The organism is Klebsiella sp. PK01 (assembly GCF_057624675.1).
The window spans coordinates 131,126-148,211 of sequence record NZ_JBYEZM010000007.1 but is presented as its reverse complement, the minus strand read 5'-3'; the positions used below and the strand labels follow the sequence as shown (position 1 = coordinate 148,211).

Annotated in this window: 15 protein-coding genes; 3 read left to right on the top strand and 12 right to left on the bottom strand. The window is 55.2% G+C overall.

Annotation, left to right across the window (positions count from 1 at the left end; translation table 11 throughout):
* Positions 1–18 precede the first annotated feature (18 nt).
* From artP to yahO, 4 genes are all read right to left on the bottom strand, one after another.
* Complete coding sequence (gene artP, locus AC22LX_RS20940) at positions 19–747, bottom strand: arginine ABC transporter ATP-binding protein ArtP (protein WP_045396312.1); 729 nt, start codon at positions 745–747, stop codon at positions 19–21.
* A 226-nt stretch (positions 748–973) separates the two neighbouring features.
* On the bottom strand, positions 974–1,489 hold the full coding sequence (locus AC22LX_RS20935) for a lipoprotein (protein WP_487334191.1): 516 nt from the start codon (positions 1,487–1,489) through the stop codon (positions 974–976).
* A gap of 146 nt (positions 1,490–1,635) precedes the next feature.
* Positions 1,636–2,823, bottom strand: a complete 1,188-nt coding sequence (locus tag AC22LX_RS20930; RefSeq protein WP_045396305.1) for an OmpP1/FadL family transporter — start codon at positions 2,821–2,823, stop codon at positions 1,636–1,638.
* Between the two features lie 299 nt (positions 2,824–3,122).
* A complete protein-coding gene (gene yahO, locus AC22LX_RS20925; protein ID WP_045396302.1) occupies positions 3,123–3,395 on the bottom strand; it encodes a DUF1471 family periplasmic protein YahO in 273 nt (90 codons plus the stop codon).
* Positions 3,396–3,759: 364 nt separating this feature from the next.
* Here yahO and AC22LX_RS20920 point away from each other — a divergent pair, with 364 nt between their 5' ends.
* Both AC22LX_RS20920 and AC22LX_RS20915 read left to right on the top strand, forming a co-directional pair.
* On the top strand, positions 3,760–4,899 hold the full coding sequence (locus tag AC22LX_RS20920) for a membrane-associated sensor domain-containing protein (protein ID WP_487334190.1): 1,140 nt from the start codon (positions 3,760–3,762) through the stop codon (positions 4,897–4,899).
* Complete coding sequence (locus tag AC22LX_RS20915; RefSeq protein WP_045396293.1) at positions 4,887–5,729, top strand: N-acetylmuramoyl-L-alanine amidase; 843 nt, start codon at positions 4,887–4,889, stop codon at positions 5,727–5,729. Before AC22LX_RS20920 ends, AC22LX_RS20915 begins: the two co-directional genes overlap by 13 nt.
* A gap of 45 nt (positions 5,730–5,774) precedes the next feature.
* Here the strand turns inward: AC22LX_RS20915 and AC22LX_RS20910 are convergent, their stop codons facing one another.
* The 4 genes from AC22LX_RS20910 to poxB form a co-directional block, all read right to left on the bottom strand.
* Positions 5,775–6,788 carry an NAD-dependent epimerase/dehydratase family protein gene (locus AC22LX_RS20910; RefSeq protein WP_045396289.1) on the bottom strand — a complete coding sequence of 338 codons (1,014 nt, stop codon included), beginning with the start codon at positions 6,786–6,788 and terminating at the stop codon, positions 5,775–5,777.
* Between the two features lie 87 nt (positions 6,789–6,875).
* Positions 6,876–8,318: an SDR family oxidoreductase gene (locus AC22LX_RS20905; protein WP_487334189.1), complete on the bottom strand. Its 1,443-nt coding sequence runs from the start codon at positions 8,316–8,318 to the stop codon at positions 6,876–6,878.
* A 10-nt stretch (positions 8,319–8,328) separates the two neighbouring features.
* Positions 8,329–9,330: a low-specificity L-threonine aldolase gene (gene ltaE, locus AC22LX_RS20900; RefSeq protein ID WP_049060066.1), complete on the bottom strand. Its 1,002-nt coding sequence runs from the start codon at positions 9,328–9,330 to the stop codon at positions 8,329–8,331.
* 38 nt (positions 9,331–9,368) lie between these two features.
* Entirely contained in the window at positions 9,369–11,087 is a 1,719-nt protein-coding gene (gene poxB, locus AC22LX_RS20895; protein ID WP_045396281.1) for a ubiquinone-dependent pyruvate dehydrogenase, read from the bottom strand.
* A 152-nt stretch (positions 11,088–11,239) separates the two neighbouring features.
* Here poxB and AC22LX_RS20890 point away from each other — a divergent pair, with 152 nt between their 5' ends.
* Positions 11,240–11,674: a DoxX family protein gene (locus AC22LX_RS20890; protein ID WP_289577042.1), complete on the top strand. Its 435-nt coding sequence runs from the start codon at positions 11,240–11,242 to the stop codon at positions 11,672–11,674.
* 645 nt (positions 11,675–12,319) lie between these two features.
* Here the strand turns inward: AC22LX_RS20890 and hcr are convergent.
* The 4 genes from hcr to aqpZ all read right to left on the bottom strand — a co-directional run bounded on the left by hcr (position 12,320) and on the right by aqpZ (position 16,808).
* Positions 12,320–13,288: an NADH oxidoreductase gene (gene hcr, locus AC22LX_RS20885; protein ID WP_063447685.1), complete on the bottom strand. Its 969-nt coding sequence runs from the start codon at positions 13,286–13,288 to the stop codon at positions 12,320–12,322.
* Between the two features lie 11 nt (positions 13,289–13,299).
* Positions 13,300–14,952, bottom strand: coding sequence for a hydroxylamine reductase (hcp, locus tag AC22LX_RS20880; protein ID WP_045396269.1), 1,653 nt, complete (start codon positions 14,950–14,952; stop codon positions 13,300–13,302).
* A gap of 143 nt (positions 14,953–15,095) precedes the next feature.
* Entirely contained in the window at positions 15,096–15,995 is a 900-nt protein-coding gene (locus AC22LX_RS20875) for a LysO family transporter (RefSeq protein WP_045396267.1), read from the bottom strand.
* Positions 15,996–16,112: 117 nt separating this feature from the next.
* On the bottom strand, positions 16,113–16,808 hold the full coding sequence (gene aqpZ / locus AC22LX_RS20870; protein WP_015367500.1) for an aquaporin Z: 696 nt from the start codon (positions 16,806–16,808) through the stop codon (positions 16,113–16,115).
* Between the last annotated feature and the right edge of the window lie 278 nt (positions 16,809–17,086).

Sequence of the window (17,086 nt, the reverse complement as noted above, 5' to 3'; positions counted from 1 at the left end):
GTTATTTCCCCGAAAACATCAATGTGAAAGATAGTTTTTAAAGGCGTCGGTTTGCGGATGCGTGAAGCAGTTAGCATCCCCTTGCTCAACGATATGCCCGTTTTCCATATACACCACGCGGCTGGCGGTTTTACGCGCCACTTCCACTTCGTGGGTAACGATAACCTGGGTGATTCCGGTCTCCGCCAGTTCGCGAATGATGCTGACGATCTGGGCAGTGATTTCCGGATCCAACGCGGCGGTGGGTTCATCAAATAGCAGCACCTGAGGCTCCATCATCAGCGCGCGGGCAATCGCTACGCGCTGCTGTTGACCGCCTGACAGATGCAGCGGATAGCGGTCGCTGTAAGGTTTAAGGCGTAAACGCTCGAGTAGTTTTTCGGCGCGCGCCAGCGCCTGATCTTTGGTTAAGCCCAGCACGCGGCACGGGGCTTCGATCAGGTTTTGCACCACGGTCAGGTGTGGCCACAGGTTGTACTGCTGGAAGACCATCCCGACATTCTGGCGCAGCTCGCGAATAGCTTTGTCAGACGGCGCTTTGGTGAAGTCGAATTGATTACCGGCGATGTTTAAGGTACCGGAACGCGGCATCTCCAGCAGGTTGAGTACGCGAAGCAGCGAGCTTTTACCGGCGCCGCTTGGGCCGAGGAGCACCAGCGTTTCCCCCTGCGGGCAATCCAGCGTGATGTCGAACAGCGCCTGGTGCGCGCCGTAGAAGCAATTAATGCCGTTTAGTTTAATACTCATCTGGGCAGTCTGATACGAATAGCTATTGAGGCCGCAAATAGTACCTTTGACAGAATAGTTATGCAATATTTATGCGTTAAAAGTTAAATGTAAACCACATTTATCACTAAAGTTAGCACAAAATATGGGTTCGTGTGGTAGGGGGGAACAAATGTCGGCATTACCGCACGGAATACCGACATTTTACCGGGGTTATCGTTTCAGCGGGGTGGCTTTAACGCCGAAATCAGCGTTTCTCAAGACTCTGACGCAGCGTACCCGCCGGAGCGTGGCTGTTTATGCCAAGGTAGCGGACATCGTCAACCGCCCAGCACTGGCCTTCCTGAATCATCAGCACTTCATCTTTCCAGCTCTGCGTACCCTGTTTCGATTCGACGCGCAGCGGAATATTGCGCGCATCGCGGTTCGGGATGGTCGAGGCGCTGGCGACGTCGGCGCTATCCGCCGGGGTGGAGCTGCTGGAGAATGGATTTGATTGCAGCAGCGCGTTACGCGATGGATCCTGACGGGCGTCGTTCAGCAGTTTAGCCAGATCGTCGCTCAGATACGGGCGCAGCGCGGTGAGATCGTTATTTCGGTGCTGGATTTGATAATCATAGAACTGCTGCGCTACCTCGTCCGGGCCGCCCTCGATGCAGGAACCGCTGCGGGTGCCGTTGTCTTTATAAGCCGGGGTCACGGTGGTACAGGCGCTCAGCGCCAGTGCGCAAGGCAAAACAAGTGCAAGAATGTTGTAGCGCATGATGATTTCCTTATGAACTCACTACGTTGTTAGATTCTGCTAAAGCATAGCGTAAGCGCGCCAATTGTACTTGACGCAAAGAGCTAAGACCTTGATGTGACAACGACCATCGGCTGCCCGCGCTGTTTGCGCAGGCAGCCGGCGCATCAGAACTGATAACTATAGTTGACGCTGGCGAACCACAGGTAAGGGTGATCGTAGCTGCCGGCGATGAGTTCCGGTGATTTTACGTGGGAAGATTGCATGTGCAGATAAGAGACCGCGACGCCGATATTGCTGGCGGGGGTTATCTGGTATTGCGCGCCGGTGGCGAAGCGCCATTCATCGCCGGTTGGCAGGGAAAGCGCCGTGTCGCTTTGCGAATCATAAACCGTACTGTCGAAACCGACACCGGCGTTCAGACGCCACTGCTCGGTCGGCCGGTACTGTACGCCGACGGCGGTATGCCAGGAGTCCTTCAGGCGGTTATTTTTACTACTTTCGTGACCGGCAACGGTGATTTGCGGGCTGCCGAACTGGCTCCAGTCCTGCCAGCCGAGATCGCCCATCACCGACCACTGTTTATTGATGTCATGCACCAGGCTGAGCATGATCTGCTGCGGCGCGCGGACCTGGGCGGAGATAGGCAAATCATACGAAACGTTCGGTAAATTGGGGAAACGCGCTTTCCCCTTAACGTTAAAGTCATAATCGGTTTTACTGTTCCAGGTGATGCCAGCGCGGGTCTGTTCGGTTAACTGCATCAGCAGACCCAGACGGTAGCTCATCGCCCAGTCATGGTCTTTATCTTTCTCGTCATTACCGTCGACGTTACGCGTCAGCGATAAATAACCATAGTTCAGGTTGGCGGAGGCGCCGACAGAGAGACGATCGTTAAGTTTCCACGCCAGCGACGGGCTCAGCGTCATCGCCACCATGGTGCTTTTCTTGATAAGACGATCGCCGGCCCAGTTGCCAAAATCGATGCCTAAACCGTAGTTGCCGTACAGGCCGATCCCGGCATACACCTCATCATTAATCTTCTGCGCATAAAAGCCGCTGGCGTTAGGAAACAGATTCATCACGTTTCCAGGGCTATTGCCGCCGTGGTCATTATTCATCTGATAGGAGATATCGCCGCCCATCAGTTGCGCGCCGCCGGTAAACATATGGTCAGGCAACCGGGTCATGCCGGCAGGATTGGTGACGATGGTGGAGGCATCCTGCGCGCGGGCGGCCTGGCCTGCGCCTGCCAGGCCGACGTCTTCGGTGCCGATTTCATAAAAATAGAGCGCGCTGGCATGGGTAAAGCCAGAGCAGAGCAACCCAGAAATAAGAAATGCGATTTTTTTCATTTGCCACCTGCGGTAATTTAAACGCGAGCATCTTCTTATGCCCAAAAGTATAGAGGACATCTCTTTTTGGCGTCGAATTTATACTGATAGTCCAGGGGGATATATTGCGAGTCCGATAACGGAGTGGATTAACTATTTTAGACGTTATCCGGATTAGCATCCTGATGAAGGCGCATATTTGATATGACTAGTCGCGGATGGTAAATGAGAAAGGCGTATAAAAATAAATGTTCGCAGGAAAATTAAAAAGAAGCATTATCATCCTCAGATGATAATGCTCTTATAATGCGAAAAACTAATTATTTCTTCTTATAGATATTCGCGGATACGTGCAGTTTCTTGTCGGTATTGCCGGAAGAGAGAACTACAACGTCAGCGCCTTTTTCATCGGCTTTTTTGATCAGTTCTTCGCGCGCATCGCTTGGCGCAGTTTGACCGGTAGAGGAGATGGTACCAATTTTGTGGTATTGACCCTGTACTTTAGCGAAATCTTCTTTGCTCAGAATTTCTGCAGAAAATGCGTTCGCGGTTAAAAACAATGCTGCACCTGCCACTAAAGCTGCATATTTCATATTATTAATCTCCATTGTTTATCTTGCTATCATCATGCCCTTGTTTTAACTAACCAATGAGCGCCATCAGATTGAATCAAGCCCGTCTTTTTTTCAAGCGAAATGCTGCATTTTTATGACCTTTAATTAACGATTTTTTAAAGAAAAGATGACGTGGTTCTCATTGATAACGCTTGCTTTTTATTGCGCAATAGACTGTATCGGGGCGTAAGATCTTTTTCATCTGTCGTTAGCTGAAAATGACGTTAAGCGGCGAGTGGCTGAAGCGGCCGGCAACAGACATTCCCGGATTGATGGTTTATCATATAGAAAAGTTACCGCGGGCAGCTTAACGCATTGTCCAGATGCTGAAAAAGGAGTAGCTATGCCGACAGAACAACGGCTGGATCCGCGCGAAAATCGAACGATGCTGTGGGCCAGTCGCGAAAATGTGCAAAAACACGCGCTGTCGCGCAGCATGCCGTGGCTGGCGTTCGTCAATATTGCCTTTGCCTTGATGGTCATCTTCCGCAACGTTCTGTTCACCGAGTTCAATCATCAAAGATTGACTAATCCAGATATTATCCCTTATCTGGAGATGGCGCTTGGGGTCATTATCGTTTTCTCGCTGGCGCTTTGCGTGATGGTTATCTCCGGGCGAATATTAAGTGGTATTTATGCCACTAAAGTGATTTCTGCTATCTTATTGATCCTCAGCTTATGTTGGGCGATGAGTAGTTACTGTTTCATCATTTTATGGTCGCTACCGTTCGCCTGGCCGCTGCTGGTTATTTTAATGACCACCGGTCTTGCCGCGCTCTATTATTTCCCGGTGGGCCTTGTAGCTTACCTTGTTCCTTTATGGGGTACTTCATTACTCGCTGGGGTGCAAATACATCACGGCGTCGATTTACGTTTTTTAATTCTTTGGGTAATTTGTACCGCTATTATGGTATACGGCCGTCAGATATTACAGCGCTGGTATGATGAAGCCTGGAATACCCATCAGGAGAATATGCAACTGATTAACCGGCTGGAAAACATGGCTAATCAGGATGCGTTGACGGCGACGGCTAACCGTCGGGCGCTGGACAATTTTTTGGCTCAGGCCTGGGAACGGAAAGAGCCGCTGGCGCTGATCATTCTCGATGTCGACTTTTTTAAACGTTATAACGACCACTACGGTCACCAGGCCGGTGATTACTGCCTCTCCTGCATCGCCTCAGTGCTGAAGATGTCGGTGCGCGCGCAGGATGATATGGTGGCGCGCTATGGCGGCGAGGAGTTTGTGATTGTCCTGCCGCTGCAATCATTAGATAGCGCTACGGCGGTGGCGCAGCGGATCCAACAGAAAATTCGCGAAGCGGCGCTGCCGCATGCCAAATCCGATGTTGGGCCGCTGGTGACGGTCAGTATGGGGATTGTCGCTTCAGAGGGAGGCACCCCGCCTTCAGAGTTGATCGCGCAGGCGGATGCGGCGCTGTATAATGCTAAGCAAGAAGGGCGTAATCGATGGTCTTATTAGGAAAGCGCATTATCCAGCTTGCGCTTGCCGCGTTGCTGCTGGCAGGCTGTGCGCAGGAGCAGGGCATTGTCGACAAACAGGGTTATCAGCTGGATACCCGTCATCCGGCGCAGGCGGCTTATCCTCGTATTAAGGTCCTGGTCATTCACTATACCGCCGATAACTTTGATGTCTCGTTGGCGACCCTGACCGATAAAGAGGTCAGTTCGCACTATTTAATTCCCGAGCAGCCGCCGCTGCGCCACGGTAAACCGCGTATCTGGCAACTGGTGCCGGAGGAAGATTTAGCCTGGCACGCCGGCATCAGCTTCTGGCGCGGCAGCACGCGGATCAACGATACGTCGATTGGTATTGAGCTGGAAAATCGCGGCTGGCAAAAAAACGGCGATATAAAAAGTTTTACCCCATTTAATCCAGCGCAAATTGCAGCGCTTATCCCGCTGGCGAAAGATATCATCGCCCGCTATCACATTCAGCCGCAGAACGTCGTCGCCCATGCCGATATCGCGCCGCAGCGTAAGGACGACCCCGGCCCGCTGTTCCCGTGGCGAGCGCTGGCGCAGCAGGGGATTGGTGCCTGGCCCGATGATGCGCGTGTCGCCTTTTATCTGCAAGGGCGCCCGAGCTGGCAGCCGGTCGATCGCGGCGAATTGTTAGACCTGCTGTCGCGCTACGGCTATCAGGTCACTCCGGAGATGACCCCGGCGCAGCAAAAACGGGTGATCATGGCTTTCCAGATGCACTTCAGGCCATCACGCTGGGACGGCGTGGCCGATGCGCAAACGCAGGCCATCGCCGAGGCGTTGCTGGAAAAATATGGGCAGGGGTGAACATTTGGCAGCAAACAGGATGGTTTGCTGCCGTAATCGACGGTTTTAATCGTGCAGTTTACCGTGGTCTTTTAACCACGCTGCGGTGCGCGAAACGCCCTCATCCAGGGTAACGATCGGCTGATAGCCAAGTTCCTGCTGGGCGCGGGAGATATCGAGGGTAAAGTCGAAATTGAGCTTTGAGACGCCGTAATGGGTGAAGGCCGGTTCTTTTGCCGATTTATTACCGAAATGCTCCATGCTACGGGCGATAATATCCAGCATCGGATAGGGCACCGAACGGATTCGGCACTTGATGCCCAGCTCGTCAATAAGCTTCTGCACAATGCTTCGCAGCGTCCGCGGCTCGCCGTTGCTGATATTCCACGCCCGCGCGGAAGGTAAGTGGTCGCACTGCGGCTGACTGGCCAGCCACATCGCATGCACCGCATTTTCGTAGTAGGTCATATCCACCAGCGCGTTACCGCCGCGCGGCAGGAGCACGCTGCCGTAGTGGCGCATCATCTGCACCATTCGCGGAATAAAGACCTTATCATGCGGCCCGAACAGGCTTTGCGGGCGCAATATCGTAAAGCGGGTATGCGGGTTCGCCTGCGCCAACAGATTGATAACCTCTTCGCTGGCCGCCTTGCTGCGGGCGAATTCATTGGCGAAGCGGTGCGGGCGGAAATCTTCCTGAATATCGCGATGGTGGTGATAATCGAAATAGAGCGAAGGCGATGAAATATGGACGAAATTGCGTACGCCCCAGGCCACGGACCATTCGCCAAGGCGGCGCGTTGCGCGAACGTTGGCTAAATCGAAGGCTTGCTGGGTTCCCCACGGCGAGGTAAAGCTGGAACAGTGCCATAGCGTATCGATACCGGCGAGCATCACTTTAGCCTGCGAAGAGACCAGTTCGGTTAGATCAGCGGGAATAAACTCCGCGCCCATTTTGCTCAGAAGCTTACCCATCGCTTCGTTGCGCCCGGTCGCTCGCACGCTGATGCCCTTGTTGCGCAGATATTCCACCGCATTACGGCCTAATCCGCTGGTCGCACCGGTAACCAGTACCTTCATATCAATCTACTGTCCCAGAAAAGAATTTCGTGCGCATTTTTCCGTGATTCTCCCGAGTATGCAATGAGAATCATGAAAGAATAACGCTTAATCTTCGTTTTTGCTTGTGATTTGCTCGGCCTGGCGGGCGATGCGTCGCGCCATGCCGCGAAAAATAAACAGATGCGCCGGGATCATCAGCAGCCAGTAGAACAGGCCGGGCATGCCGTGTGGATGCCACCAGGCGCGAACGTCGAGCTCGCGATGGTCGCCTTTATCGCGAATGGTAAAGCTTAAACGACCAAGACCGGGAGCTTTCATGCCAAACAATAGGGTTAACTGTTGTTCTTCTTCCACAATAATCACTTTCCAACTGTCGACCGTATCGCCGGTTTGCAGATAGTCATGCCGCGGTCGCCCTTTGGCCAGGCGGTGGCCGACCAACAGGTCCATAGCGCCGCGGATTTTCCACAGGATATTGCCGAAGAAGTACCCCTCTTTGCCGCCGATTTGGTTCACCACTCGCCACAGCGCCTTACGGCTCGCCCGGGTGCTAACGGTGCAGCCTGCCTGCTTGGGGTAGTAGCCATACTCCGGCCGCCAGCGGGCGAAAGCCTGAGCGTCGTAGCCCCAATCGCTGGAGTTCACCAGCTGTTCTTCCTCTTTCAGGGTACGACGCACCGCCTGATCGAAGGGAATCAAGGTTTGCGGGATCAGCGCGCGTAGCGAACGATCGTCGGCGATCAGATCGTGCTTGAGCCCCTGAATCAGCGCTTTAGCGATGGTGGGGGGCACCGAGGTGATAACGTTGAGGAACCACACCGAAATCCAGCGGGTCGGAAAGGGGATAGGGATCAACAGGCGATGCTTACCGCTGACCGCCATAAAATGGGTGAACTGCTGCTGATAGCTGAGAACATCCGGTCCGGCGGCCTCGAAAACGCGGTGTTCACGGGCCGGATGGTTGAGTAACTCCACCAGATAGTAGAGCAGGTTTTCCAGCGCGATGGGCGTGGTGCGCGATCGAACCCAGCGCGGCGGCGTCAGCACCGGCAGGTTGTAAACCATGTCGCGCATCACTTCAAAAGCGGCGGATCCGGCGCCGACGATGATACCCGCCCGTAACTCGGTGACGGGGATCCCTGACTCGCGTAGAACATCGGCCGTCACCTGGCGGGCGCGCAGATGGTCGGACTGCTCCTGCGCCGGAGCCTGCAGCGAGCTGAGAAATATCACCTGGCGCACCGGCGTCTGACGCAAAGCATCGCGCACGTTAACGGCGACCCGGCGTTCATGAGCGATGAAATCACCGCCTTCGCCCATGCCATGCACCAGGTAGTAAAGGGTATCGACCCCGCGAAGCAGAGCAGGGAGATCCTGCGGCTGATTGAGGTCGATAGCGTGGCAGGTGACGCCGGGAAGATCGAGCTTCTGCAGCCTGTCGATATGGCGTGCCGCCGCCAACACCGGATAATCTCGCGCGCTTAATTCGCGCACCAGATGCTGGCCAATATAGCCGCTGGCGCCAAGCACCAGAATAGATTGCGACACGCCTGACTCCTTAGCGTTGTAAAAAGGCTTGCCAGTGACCGACCACTTCCGTCAACTGCTGGCGGTTAACATCGAGATGCATGACCAGACGCACGACAGGCGAGGCGTTGATCAACACGTCGCGGGCCTGCAGGAATTCGCCGAGCGCCCGAGCCTGCTCCTCACCGACGCGCACGAACAGCATGTTGGTGTCGTGGCGCATCACGTCAGCGCCGACGGCGCGAAGCTGTTCCGCCATCCACGCGGCGTTGTCGTGATCCTCCTGCAGACGGGAAACGTTATTCTGCAGAGCATACAGACCGGCGGCGGCCAGAATGCCTGCCTGACGCATCCCGCCGCCGACCATTTTACGCCAGCGAATGGCGCGGCGGATGTACGCTTCGTTGCCCAGCAGCAGAGAACCGACCGGCGTACCGAGCCCTTTTGACAGGCAAATGGTGAACGAATCGCAGTACTGCGCGATATCGCGCAGCTCGCAGCCGTACTCTACAACGGCGTTGAAGATACGCGCCCCATCGACGTGTAGCGCCAGATTGCGCTGGCGGGTGAACGCCCATGCCTCTTGCAGATAGCCACGTGGCAGCACCTTACCGTTGTGCGTGTTCTCCAGGCTTAACAGGCGGGTGGGGGCGAAATGGATATCGTCGGGCTTAATTTTGGCCGCGACTTTATCCAGCGGCAGCGAACCGTCCGCCGCGGCATCGATCGGCTGCGGCTGAATGCTGCCCAGCACCGCAGCACCGCCGGCTTCATACAGATAGTTATGCGCGCCCTGGCCGACGATGTACTCTTCGCCGCGCTGACAGTGGCTAAGCAGGCCAACGAGGTTGGCCTGGGTGCCGGTAGGCAGAAACAGCGCCGCCTCTTTACCTGCGAGCTCAGCGGCATAGCGCTGGAGTTCATTGACGGTCGGGTCGTCGCCATACACATCGTCCCCGACAGGGGCGGCCATCATGGCCTCCAGCATGGCGCGCCCGGGGCGGGTTACGGTATCACTGCGAAGATCTATCACGGCATATCCTTGTTCTGATTCAGGGTGATAGCATTGTTTTACCTGAGCCAGTTGGTTTTCGCTAGTTCAATGACTTCGTCTCCGCGTCCGCTGATGATCGCGCGCAGCATATACAGGCTAAAGCCTTTAGCCTGCTCCAGCTTAATTTGCGGCGGGATAGCAAGCTCTTCCTTAGCGACAACTACATCGACTAATACCGGACCGTCGGTGCTAAAGGCGGTCTGCAGCGCCTCATCAACCTCAGAGGCTTTCTCGACGCGTATCCCTTTGATCCCGCAGGCTTCGGCAATGCGGGCGAAGTTGGTGTCGTGCAGTTCGGTTCCATCGGTCAGATAGCCGCCGGCTTTCATCTCCATCGCCACGAAGCCGAGAATGCTGTTATTAAAAATGACGATTTTTACCGGCAGCTTCATCTGCGCCAGCGATAAAAAGTCACCCATCAGCATGCTGAAGCCGCCATCACCGCACATCGCGATGACCTGGCGATGCGGCGCGGTCGCCTTGGCGCCAATAGCCTGCGGCATGGCGTTGGCCATCGAGCCGTGGTTAAACGAACCCAGCAGGCGGCGTTTGCCGTTCATTTTCAGATAGCGCGCCGCCCAGACGGTAGGGGTACCGACGTCGCAGGTAAAGATCGCGTCGTCGTCGGCAAAGCGGCTTATCTGCTGCGCCAGATACTGGGGATGGAGCGCTTTCTCGCTGGGTTTGGCGAGATCGTCAAGCCCTTTACGCGCTTCGCGATAGTCCTCCAGCGCTTTATCGAGGAAGCGGCGATCGGTTTTCTCTTCCAGCAGCGGCAGCAGCGCTTTCAGGGTCGATTTGATATCGCCCACCAGCGCCATATCCACCTTACTGTGCGCGCCGATGCTACCGGGGTTGATGTCGATCTGGATAATTTTGGCGTCGGTGGGATAGAACGCGCGATAGGGGAACTGGGTGCCGAGCAGGATCAGCGTGTCGGCGTTCATCATGGTATGGAAACCGGAAGAGAAGCCGATAAGCCCGGTCATGCCAACATCGTAAGGATTATCGTATTCGACGTGCTCTTTACCGCGCAGAGCATGGACGATAGGGGCCTTAATTTTCGCCGCAAACTCCACCAGCTCCTGGTGCGCGCCGGCGCAGCCGCTGCCGCACATCAGGGCAATATTACTCGAGTAACGGATAAGCTGCGCCAGCTTGTGCAACTCTTCGTCCGCCGGGGTGACCGTGGGCTGCGGCGCATGATACCAGTGGCTGCTGGCGCTTTCCGGAGCCGGTTTCAGCGCTACGTCGCCGGGCAACACAACTACCGAAACGCCGCGGTTAATGACCGCCTTACGCATGGCGATAGCCAACACCTGCGGAATTTGCTCCGGAGTGGAGACCAGCTCGCAGTAGTGGCTGCATTCGCGGAACAGCTCTTGTGGATGGGTTTCCTGGAAATAACCGCTGCCGATTTCGCTCGAGGGAATATGGGCGGCGATGGCCAGCACCGGTACGTGGTTGCGATGGCAATCGAACAAACCGTTAATCAGATGAAGGTTGCCCGGCCCGCAGGAACCGGCGCACACCGCCAGCTCGCCGGTGAGTTGGGCTTCGGCACCGGCGGCAAAGGCGGCAACCTCTTCATGCCGGGTCGGCATCCATTCGATGGTCCCCATGCGGTTTAAACTGTCGCTCAAGCCGTTGAGGGAATCCCCGGTTACGCCCCAAATACGTTTAACGCCAGCTTGTTCAAGGGTTTTTGCAATATATGACGCCACGGTCTGTTTCATGGTTTTCCATCTCCTTTTTGTGATAACGCTATCAAGCTTAGATGAAACTACAGGTCGCGTTGCCGATTGCCCCTTATTTTTCGCTGGTTTTATTGGCGGAATATTGCGCATACTCTGGGAACACATAGGGTGTAAAACAGGAAGCACATCAAATGGTTAAGGGATTGTTAAACACAGTAAATAAAACGCTATCGCATGAAGATGCCGGTAAACTCTTGTTACGACTTGCCGTTGGCGGCTTAATGTTGTTTCACGGTCTGCATAAGCTAATCGACGGCGTGGATGGCATCAGCGGGATGCTGGTCGCGAAAGGGCTACCGGGGTTCATTGCCTACGGCGTGCTGGTGGGGGAAGTCGTCGCGCCTTGTTTACTTATTCTTGGCGTCTTGACGCGCCCGGCGGCGCTGATGTTGGCGTTCACCATGGCGGTCGCCTGGTTGATGGTTGGGACGGGTAAAACTTTCGCGCTGGATGCCGTCGGCGCATGGGCGATTGAAAGCCTGGTCTATTTCTTTATCGGCGCGTTGGCGATTGCGCTATTAGGGGCTGGGCGTTATTCGTTGGCCGGTCAGTCGGCCTGGCGGTAAAAAAGTGCCGGATGGCGGCATTAATGCCGCCATCCGGCCTACGGTCCGTGCGGCCTGCCTTTAATTTATTCACCACGCTGGCTGACACTATTGGTGCTGGTGATCTCAAAATCCCCCGGTGGCGCTACCGCTTACCGGGGCTACAGCACGATGCGATTTGGTAGCCCGGAGAAGGCGCAACGCGCCGCGTCCGGGAAAACCCTTAAAAAAGTTGCAAACCGATAACAGTGCGGCCTGCCTTTAATTTATTCACCATGCTGGCTGAAACTGTCGGTGTTGGCGGCCTCAAAATTGCTGAGACGTTCCCGGAAGGCCGGGGCAGCCCGCATGGATGCGGGCTGAGGGCCGTGTTTTGCAAGGACGCTGCCTCGGCCCGACCCGAAGCCTGCAGGGATAAGTCGAAGGTACCACGAAGTGGCGATTTTGGCGGCCAGAGCCCGGGGGTACAGGGGGCGGCGGCGACTGGCCGCCCCCTGTACGCTCCCTGCGCCATGAGGGGCATAACGCAGAAGAAATATCGGAGCGCAATGTGCTCAGAATTAGCACTAAGCACATGTTTTCCCCGACCAAAACCGTTGCAAACCGATAACAGTATCTACGGCCCTGTAGCCCCGGTAAGCGCTAGCTCCACCGGGGATTTTGACCTCAGGCGAGAACCAGATCGCTCTGCGGGTGGCAGGAACAGGCCAGCACGTAGCCATCGGCGATTTCCGCATCGGTCAGCGTCATGGTGCTGGTAACGCTGTATTCGCCGGCGACCACTTTGGTTTTGCAGCAGCCGCAGACGCCAGCGCGGCAGGCGACGGTCACCGGTACCTTATTGCTTTCCAGCGCTTCCAGCAACGTGGTGCCGACCGGTGCGTAGAACGTTTTCGCCGGCTGCAGCTTAGTGAATTTCAATCCGTCGGTAGCGGCTTCCGCCACCGGGGTAAAGAACTTCTCTTTAAAGAAATGCGTCACGCCAAGCGCCCTCACTTCCTGTTCCACCATCTCCATATAAGGCGCCGGGCCGCAGGTCATCACGGTACGGCTGGCTAAATCCGGCACGCTTTGCAACAGCTCGCGGGTGAGGCGCCCGGCGATAAAGTCCGGCGTCGCGTCGTTTTCCGCCACCAGCGTGACCGGGTATTGACGCCACTCTTCGGCAAAAATCACATCCTTCGGCGAACGCACGTTAAAGATAACCTGCACATCCGCCTGCGGGCGGTACTTCGCCAACCAGCGGCGCATCGACATAATCGGCGTCACGCCGCAGCCGGCGGCCAGCATCAGAAAACGATCGCTTGTTTTATCTTCACAGGTAAATTCGCCCATCGCATCCGACAGCCAGATATAGTCGCCGCGTTTTACGTCGCGGGTTAACCACTGTGAGCCTGCGCCATCATCAATACGACGAACGGTCAGCGTAATGTATTCACTGACCCCGGGCGTTGAGGAGAGCGTGTAGGCGCGCAGCGTATCCGCCGAATGGCGCACGCTAACCAGCGCGTACTGCCCGGCGCGATAGGGATAGTAGTCGTGGCACAGCAACGAAATCGTCCATACGTCCGGCGTTTCCTGCTGAATATGATGAACCTGCATTCGCCACGGGCACTGTTGAGTTGGCATTGTCATGCGGTGACTCCTTATGCGCTCAGCAACTGCTGCATATCTTGTTCTACGGTAGTGACGGAACGCAGACCGAACTTCTCGTTGAGGACAGCCAGCAGGTCCGGGGTGAAGAAGCCTGGCGCGGTCGGGCCGGTGACGATGTTTTTCACCCCGAGCGACAGCAGCGTCAGCAGGATGACGATGGCTTTTTGTTCGAACCAGGAGAGCACCAACGATAGCGGCAGATCGTTTACGCCACAGCCCAGTTTTTCCGCCAGCGTTACCGCGAGAATAATCGCCGAGTAGGCATCGTTACACTGACCGGCGTCGACCAGACGCGGCAGGCCTTCGATATCGCCGAAATCCAGTTTGTTGAAGCGGTATTTACCGCATGCGAGAGTCAAAATCAGGCAGTCGTCCGGTACGCTGGTGGCGAAATCAGTGAAGTAGTTACGTTCGCCGCGCGCGCCGTCGCAGCCGCCGACGAGGAAGATGTGGCGCAGTTTTTCACGGCTGACCAGATCAATTAGCGTATCCGCCGCGCCGAGCAGCGTCTGGCGGCCGAAGCCGACGGTGATCAGATGCGGGATTTCGCTATACGGGAAGCCGGCCATTTGCTGCGCCTGGGTGATAACCGGGGAGAAATCTTCGCCTTCCAGATGGTTGACGCCCGGCCAGCCGACGATGCTGCGGGTCCAGATGCGATCGTCGTAAGCGCCGACGGTCGGGTCGATGATGCAGTTGGAGGTCATTACGATGGGGCCCGGGAAGCGGGCGAATTCAACCTGCTGGTTCTGCCAGCCGCTGCCGTAGTTACCGATCAGGTGTTTGAACTTACGCAGTTCCGGATAACCGTGCGCCGGCAACATTTCGCCGTGGGTATAGACGTTAACGCCGGTACCTTCGGTCTGCTCCAGCAGGTTATAAAGATCTTTCAGATCGTGGCCGGAGATCAGGATGCACTTACCTTCGGTGGCTTTAACGTTGACCTGAGTCGGCGTCGGGTGGCCATATTTCGTGGTTTCACCGGCGTCGAGGATGCTCATCACTTTGAAGTTCATCTGGCCGATTTCCATCGAACATTCCAGCAGAGCGTTCATATCGGCAGGCCAGGTCCCCAGCCACGCCATGATTTTATGGTACTGGGCGTAAATGTCGTTGTCGTACTGGCCGAGCACGTGCGCGTGTTCCATATAGGCCGCAGCGCCTTTCAGGCCGTACAGGCACAGCAGGCGCAGGCCGAGGATATTTTCACCGATCGCGGCCTTGTCTTTATTTGGCGTATAGTCCGCCGCCTGACGTTGCAGATCGCCCAGATCATCGCTAACCAGCTGCAGATCGGCGACCGGGCTGTCGACGGCGGCGTTGGCGTCAATATTCAGGCATTGTGCTTTCAACGCCTCGCGCATCGCGATCGCCTGACGGGCGTAGCCGACGATACGCGGCGAGTCGAAGTTCACGTTGGTCAGAGTAGAGAAGAACGCCCGCGGGGCGAAATTATCCACCTCATGATCGATGATGCCGTATTCACGTGCCTTAACGGCCCATGCGGATAGGCCCTGCAGCGAAGCAATCAGCAGATCCTGTAAATCGGAGGTTTCAGCGGTTTTACCGCACATACCCTGCGCGTAAGAACAGCCATTTCCTGCCGGCGTACGGATAGTTTGTTCACATTGCACACAAAACATGATCACACCCTTTAAAGTTATATTTTAGATACATGTTTAAGGTTATGCCTGTGGCTGTACGGAGAAAAGGTATTTCTGACACAACTTAAAGGGAGATTGATTTAGCGCAATTTTGGCGGTAGGGATCTACCGCCACAGGGGGATCAGGCTGAGAAGAACGCCATCAGCACCGGCACCAGCAGGCTGAGGATAAAACCGTGTACGATGGCTGCAGGCACGATTTCCACGCCGCCGGAGCGCTGTAGCACCGGCAGAGTAAAGTCCATCGAGGTTGCGCCGCACAACCCAAGCGCGGTGGAGCGGCTACGCATTACCATGCCCGGGATCAGCATAATAGCCAGCAGCTCACGGGCCAGATCGTTAAAGAATGTGGCGCTGCCTATGACCGGACCGTAGGATTCGGTCATCAGGATCCCCGAAAGGGAGTACCAGCCGAATCCGGACGCCATCGCCAGACCGGTTTTAATGGGCAGACCAAGAATAAGGGCATTAATCACTCCGCCAAATAATGAACTGCCTGCGACCACTACCGCGACAATCATGCCACGACGATTAAGGACTATTTGCCGTAATGTCATTCCATTATTACGTAGCTGAATACCGATAAGGAATAATAAGAAAATTAAAGTATATTCGCTGGCTTCGGTCGCATGTTGTAAAAAAGAGAGGCCGCTTAACCCCAACAGAAAACCAATTAGCACGACGCCAAGCAGCTGCAGCGACTCGAGAGCCATCGCCAGGCGCGAGGGTAATTTTTCAGGACGATGCTTAACCCGCCACGGCATTTTTTTATCCAGCCATAGCAGTGCTGCAATATTGCACAGAATAATTACCACAATGCTGACCGCGGAGTAATGCAGTATTGATAACAGATTGCTGCTGAGATTATCGAGGAAGGCAAGGCTAATCCCCATGAAAAAGAGGATGACGTAAACAATCCAGCTAAGCAGCCGGGTAATCAGTTTCAGTGCGGAAGGGTGACGCAGAGGAATCAGATAGCCGACAATCAACGGCAGCAGAATGATTAATAGTCCCGAAAACATGAACGGCAAGGTCCTTGCAAATTAAGAATAGCGCCAATGACACTACCCAATTCGCCAGGCCGAGTAAAGCTGTCGGCAAAAAGAAAAAGCCCGGCATCGCCGGGCTTCTTGCGAGGATTAGTCGCGTTTTTCGAGCAGGGTGCGGTACAGCACGCCGCCGAGGATACCACCGATGATTGGCATCACCCAGAACAGCCACAGCTGCTGCAGCGCCCAGCCGCCCTGGAAGATAGCGACCGCGGTGCTACGCGCCGGGTTTACGGACGTGTTGGTGACCGGAATGCTAATCAGGTGAATGAGGGTCAGCGCCAGGCCGATGGCGATCGGCGCAAAGCCCGCCGGGGCGTTTTTATCGGTCGCACCGTGGATAACCAGCAGGAATCCGCAGGTCAGCACGATTTCGATAACGATAGCGGACAGCATCGAATAGCCACCCGGGGAGTGTTCGCCGAAACCGTTTGAAGCGAAGCCGCTCGCGGCAGCGTCAAAACCGGCTTTACCGCTGGCGACAACGTACAGCACCGCGGCGGCAATAATACCGCCGACCACCTGGGCGATAATATAACCGATGACGTCTTTAGCCGGGAAACGACCGCCGGCCCACAGACCTAAAGTGACCGCCGGGTTAAAGTGACCGCCGGAAATATGACCCACGGCAAAAGCCATGGTTAATACGGTTAAACCGAAGGCCAGGGCAACGCCGGCAAAACCAATTCCCAATTCCGGGAACGCTGCTGCCAGCACTGCGCTGCCGCAGCCGCCGAATACGAGCCAGAATGTGCCGAAGCACTCTGCTGCTAATTTTCTGAACATAACCACCTCAAATAATAATGTAAACGAACACGTTATGACGTGCCGGTCTTTATTTATCGACGCAAAGGATGACGATAAAAATAAAGCGTCGCTATTTTAGGGACGAACGCCACCCTCGGACTAGTTAAATAAATTGATGTAATTTGATTTAGAGCAATGAGATGATTTTCCTTTCACCATGCATGATTTATGCAAGTGTAGAACACAACGCTGAAAAATAAACTACTACCGAAGATGAATTAATTTATTAATTATATGAAATCAAGAGCCGATACCTT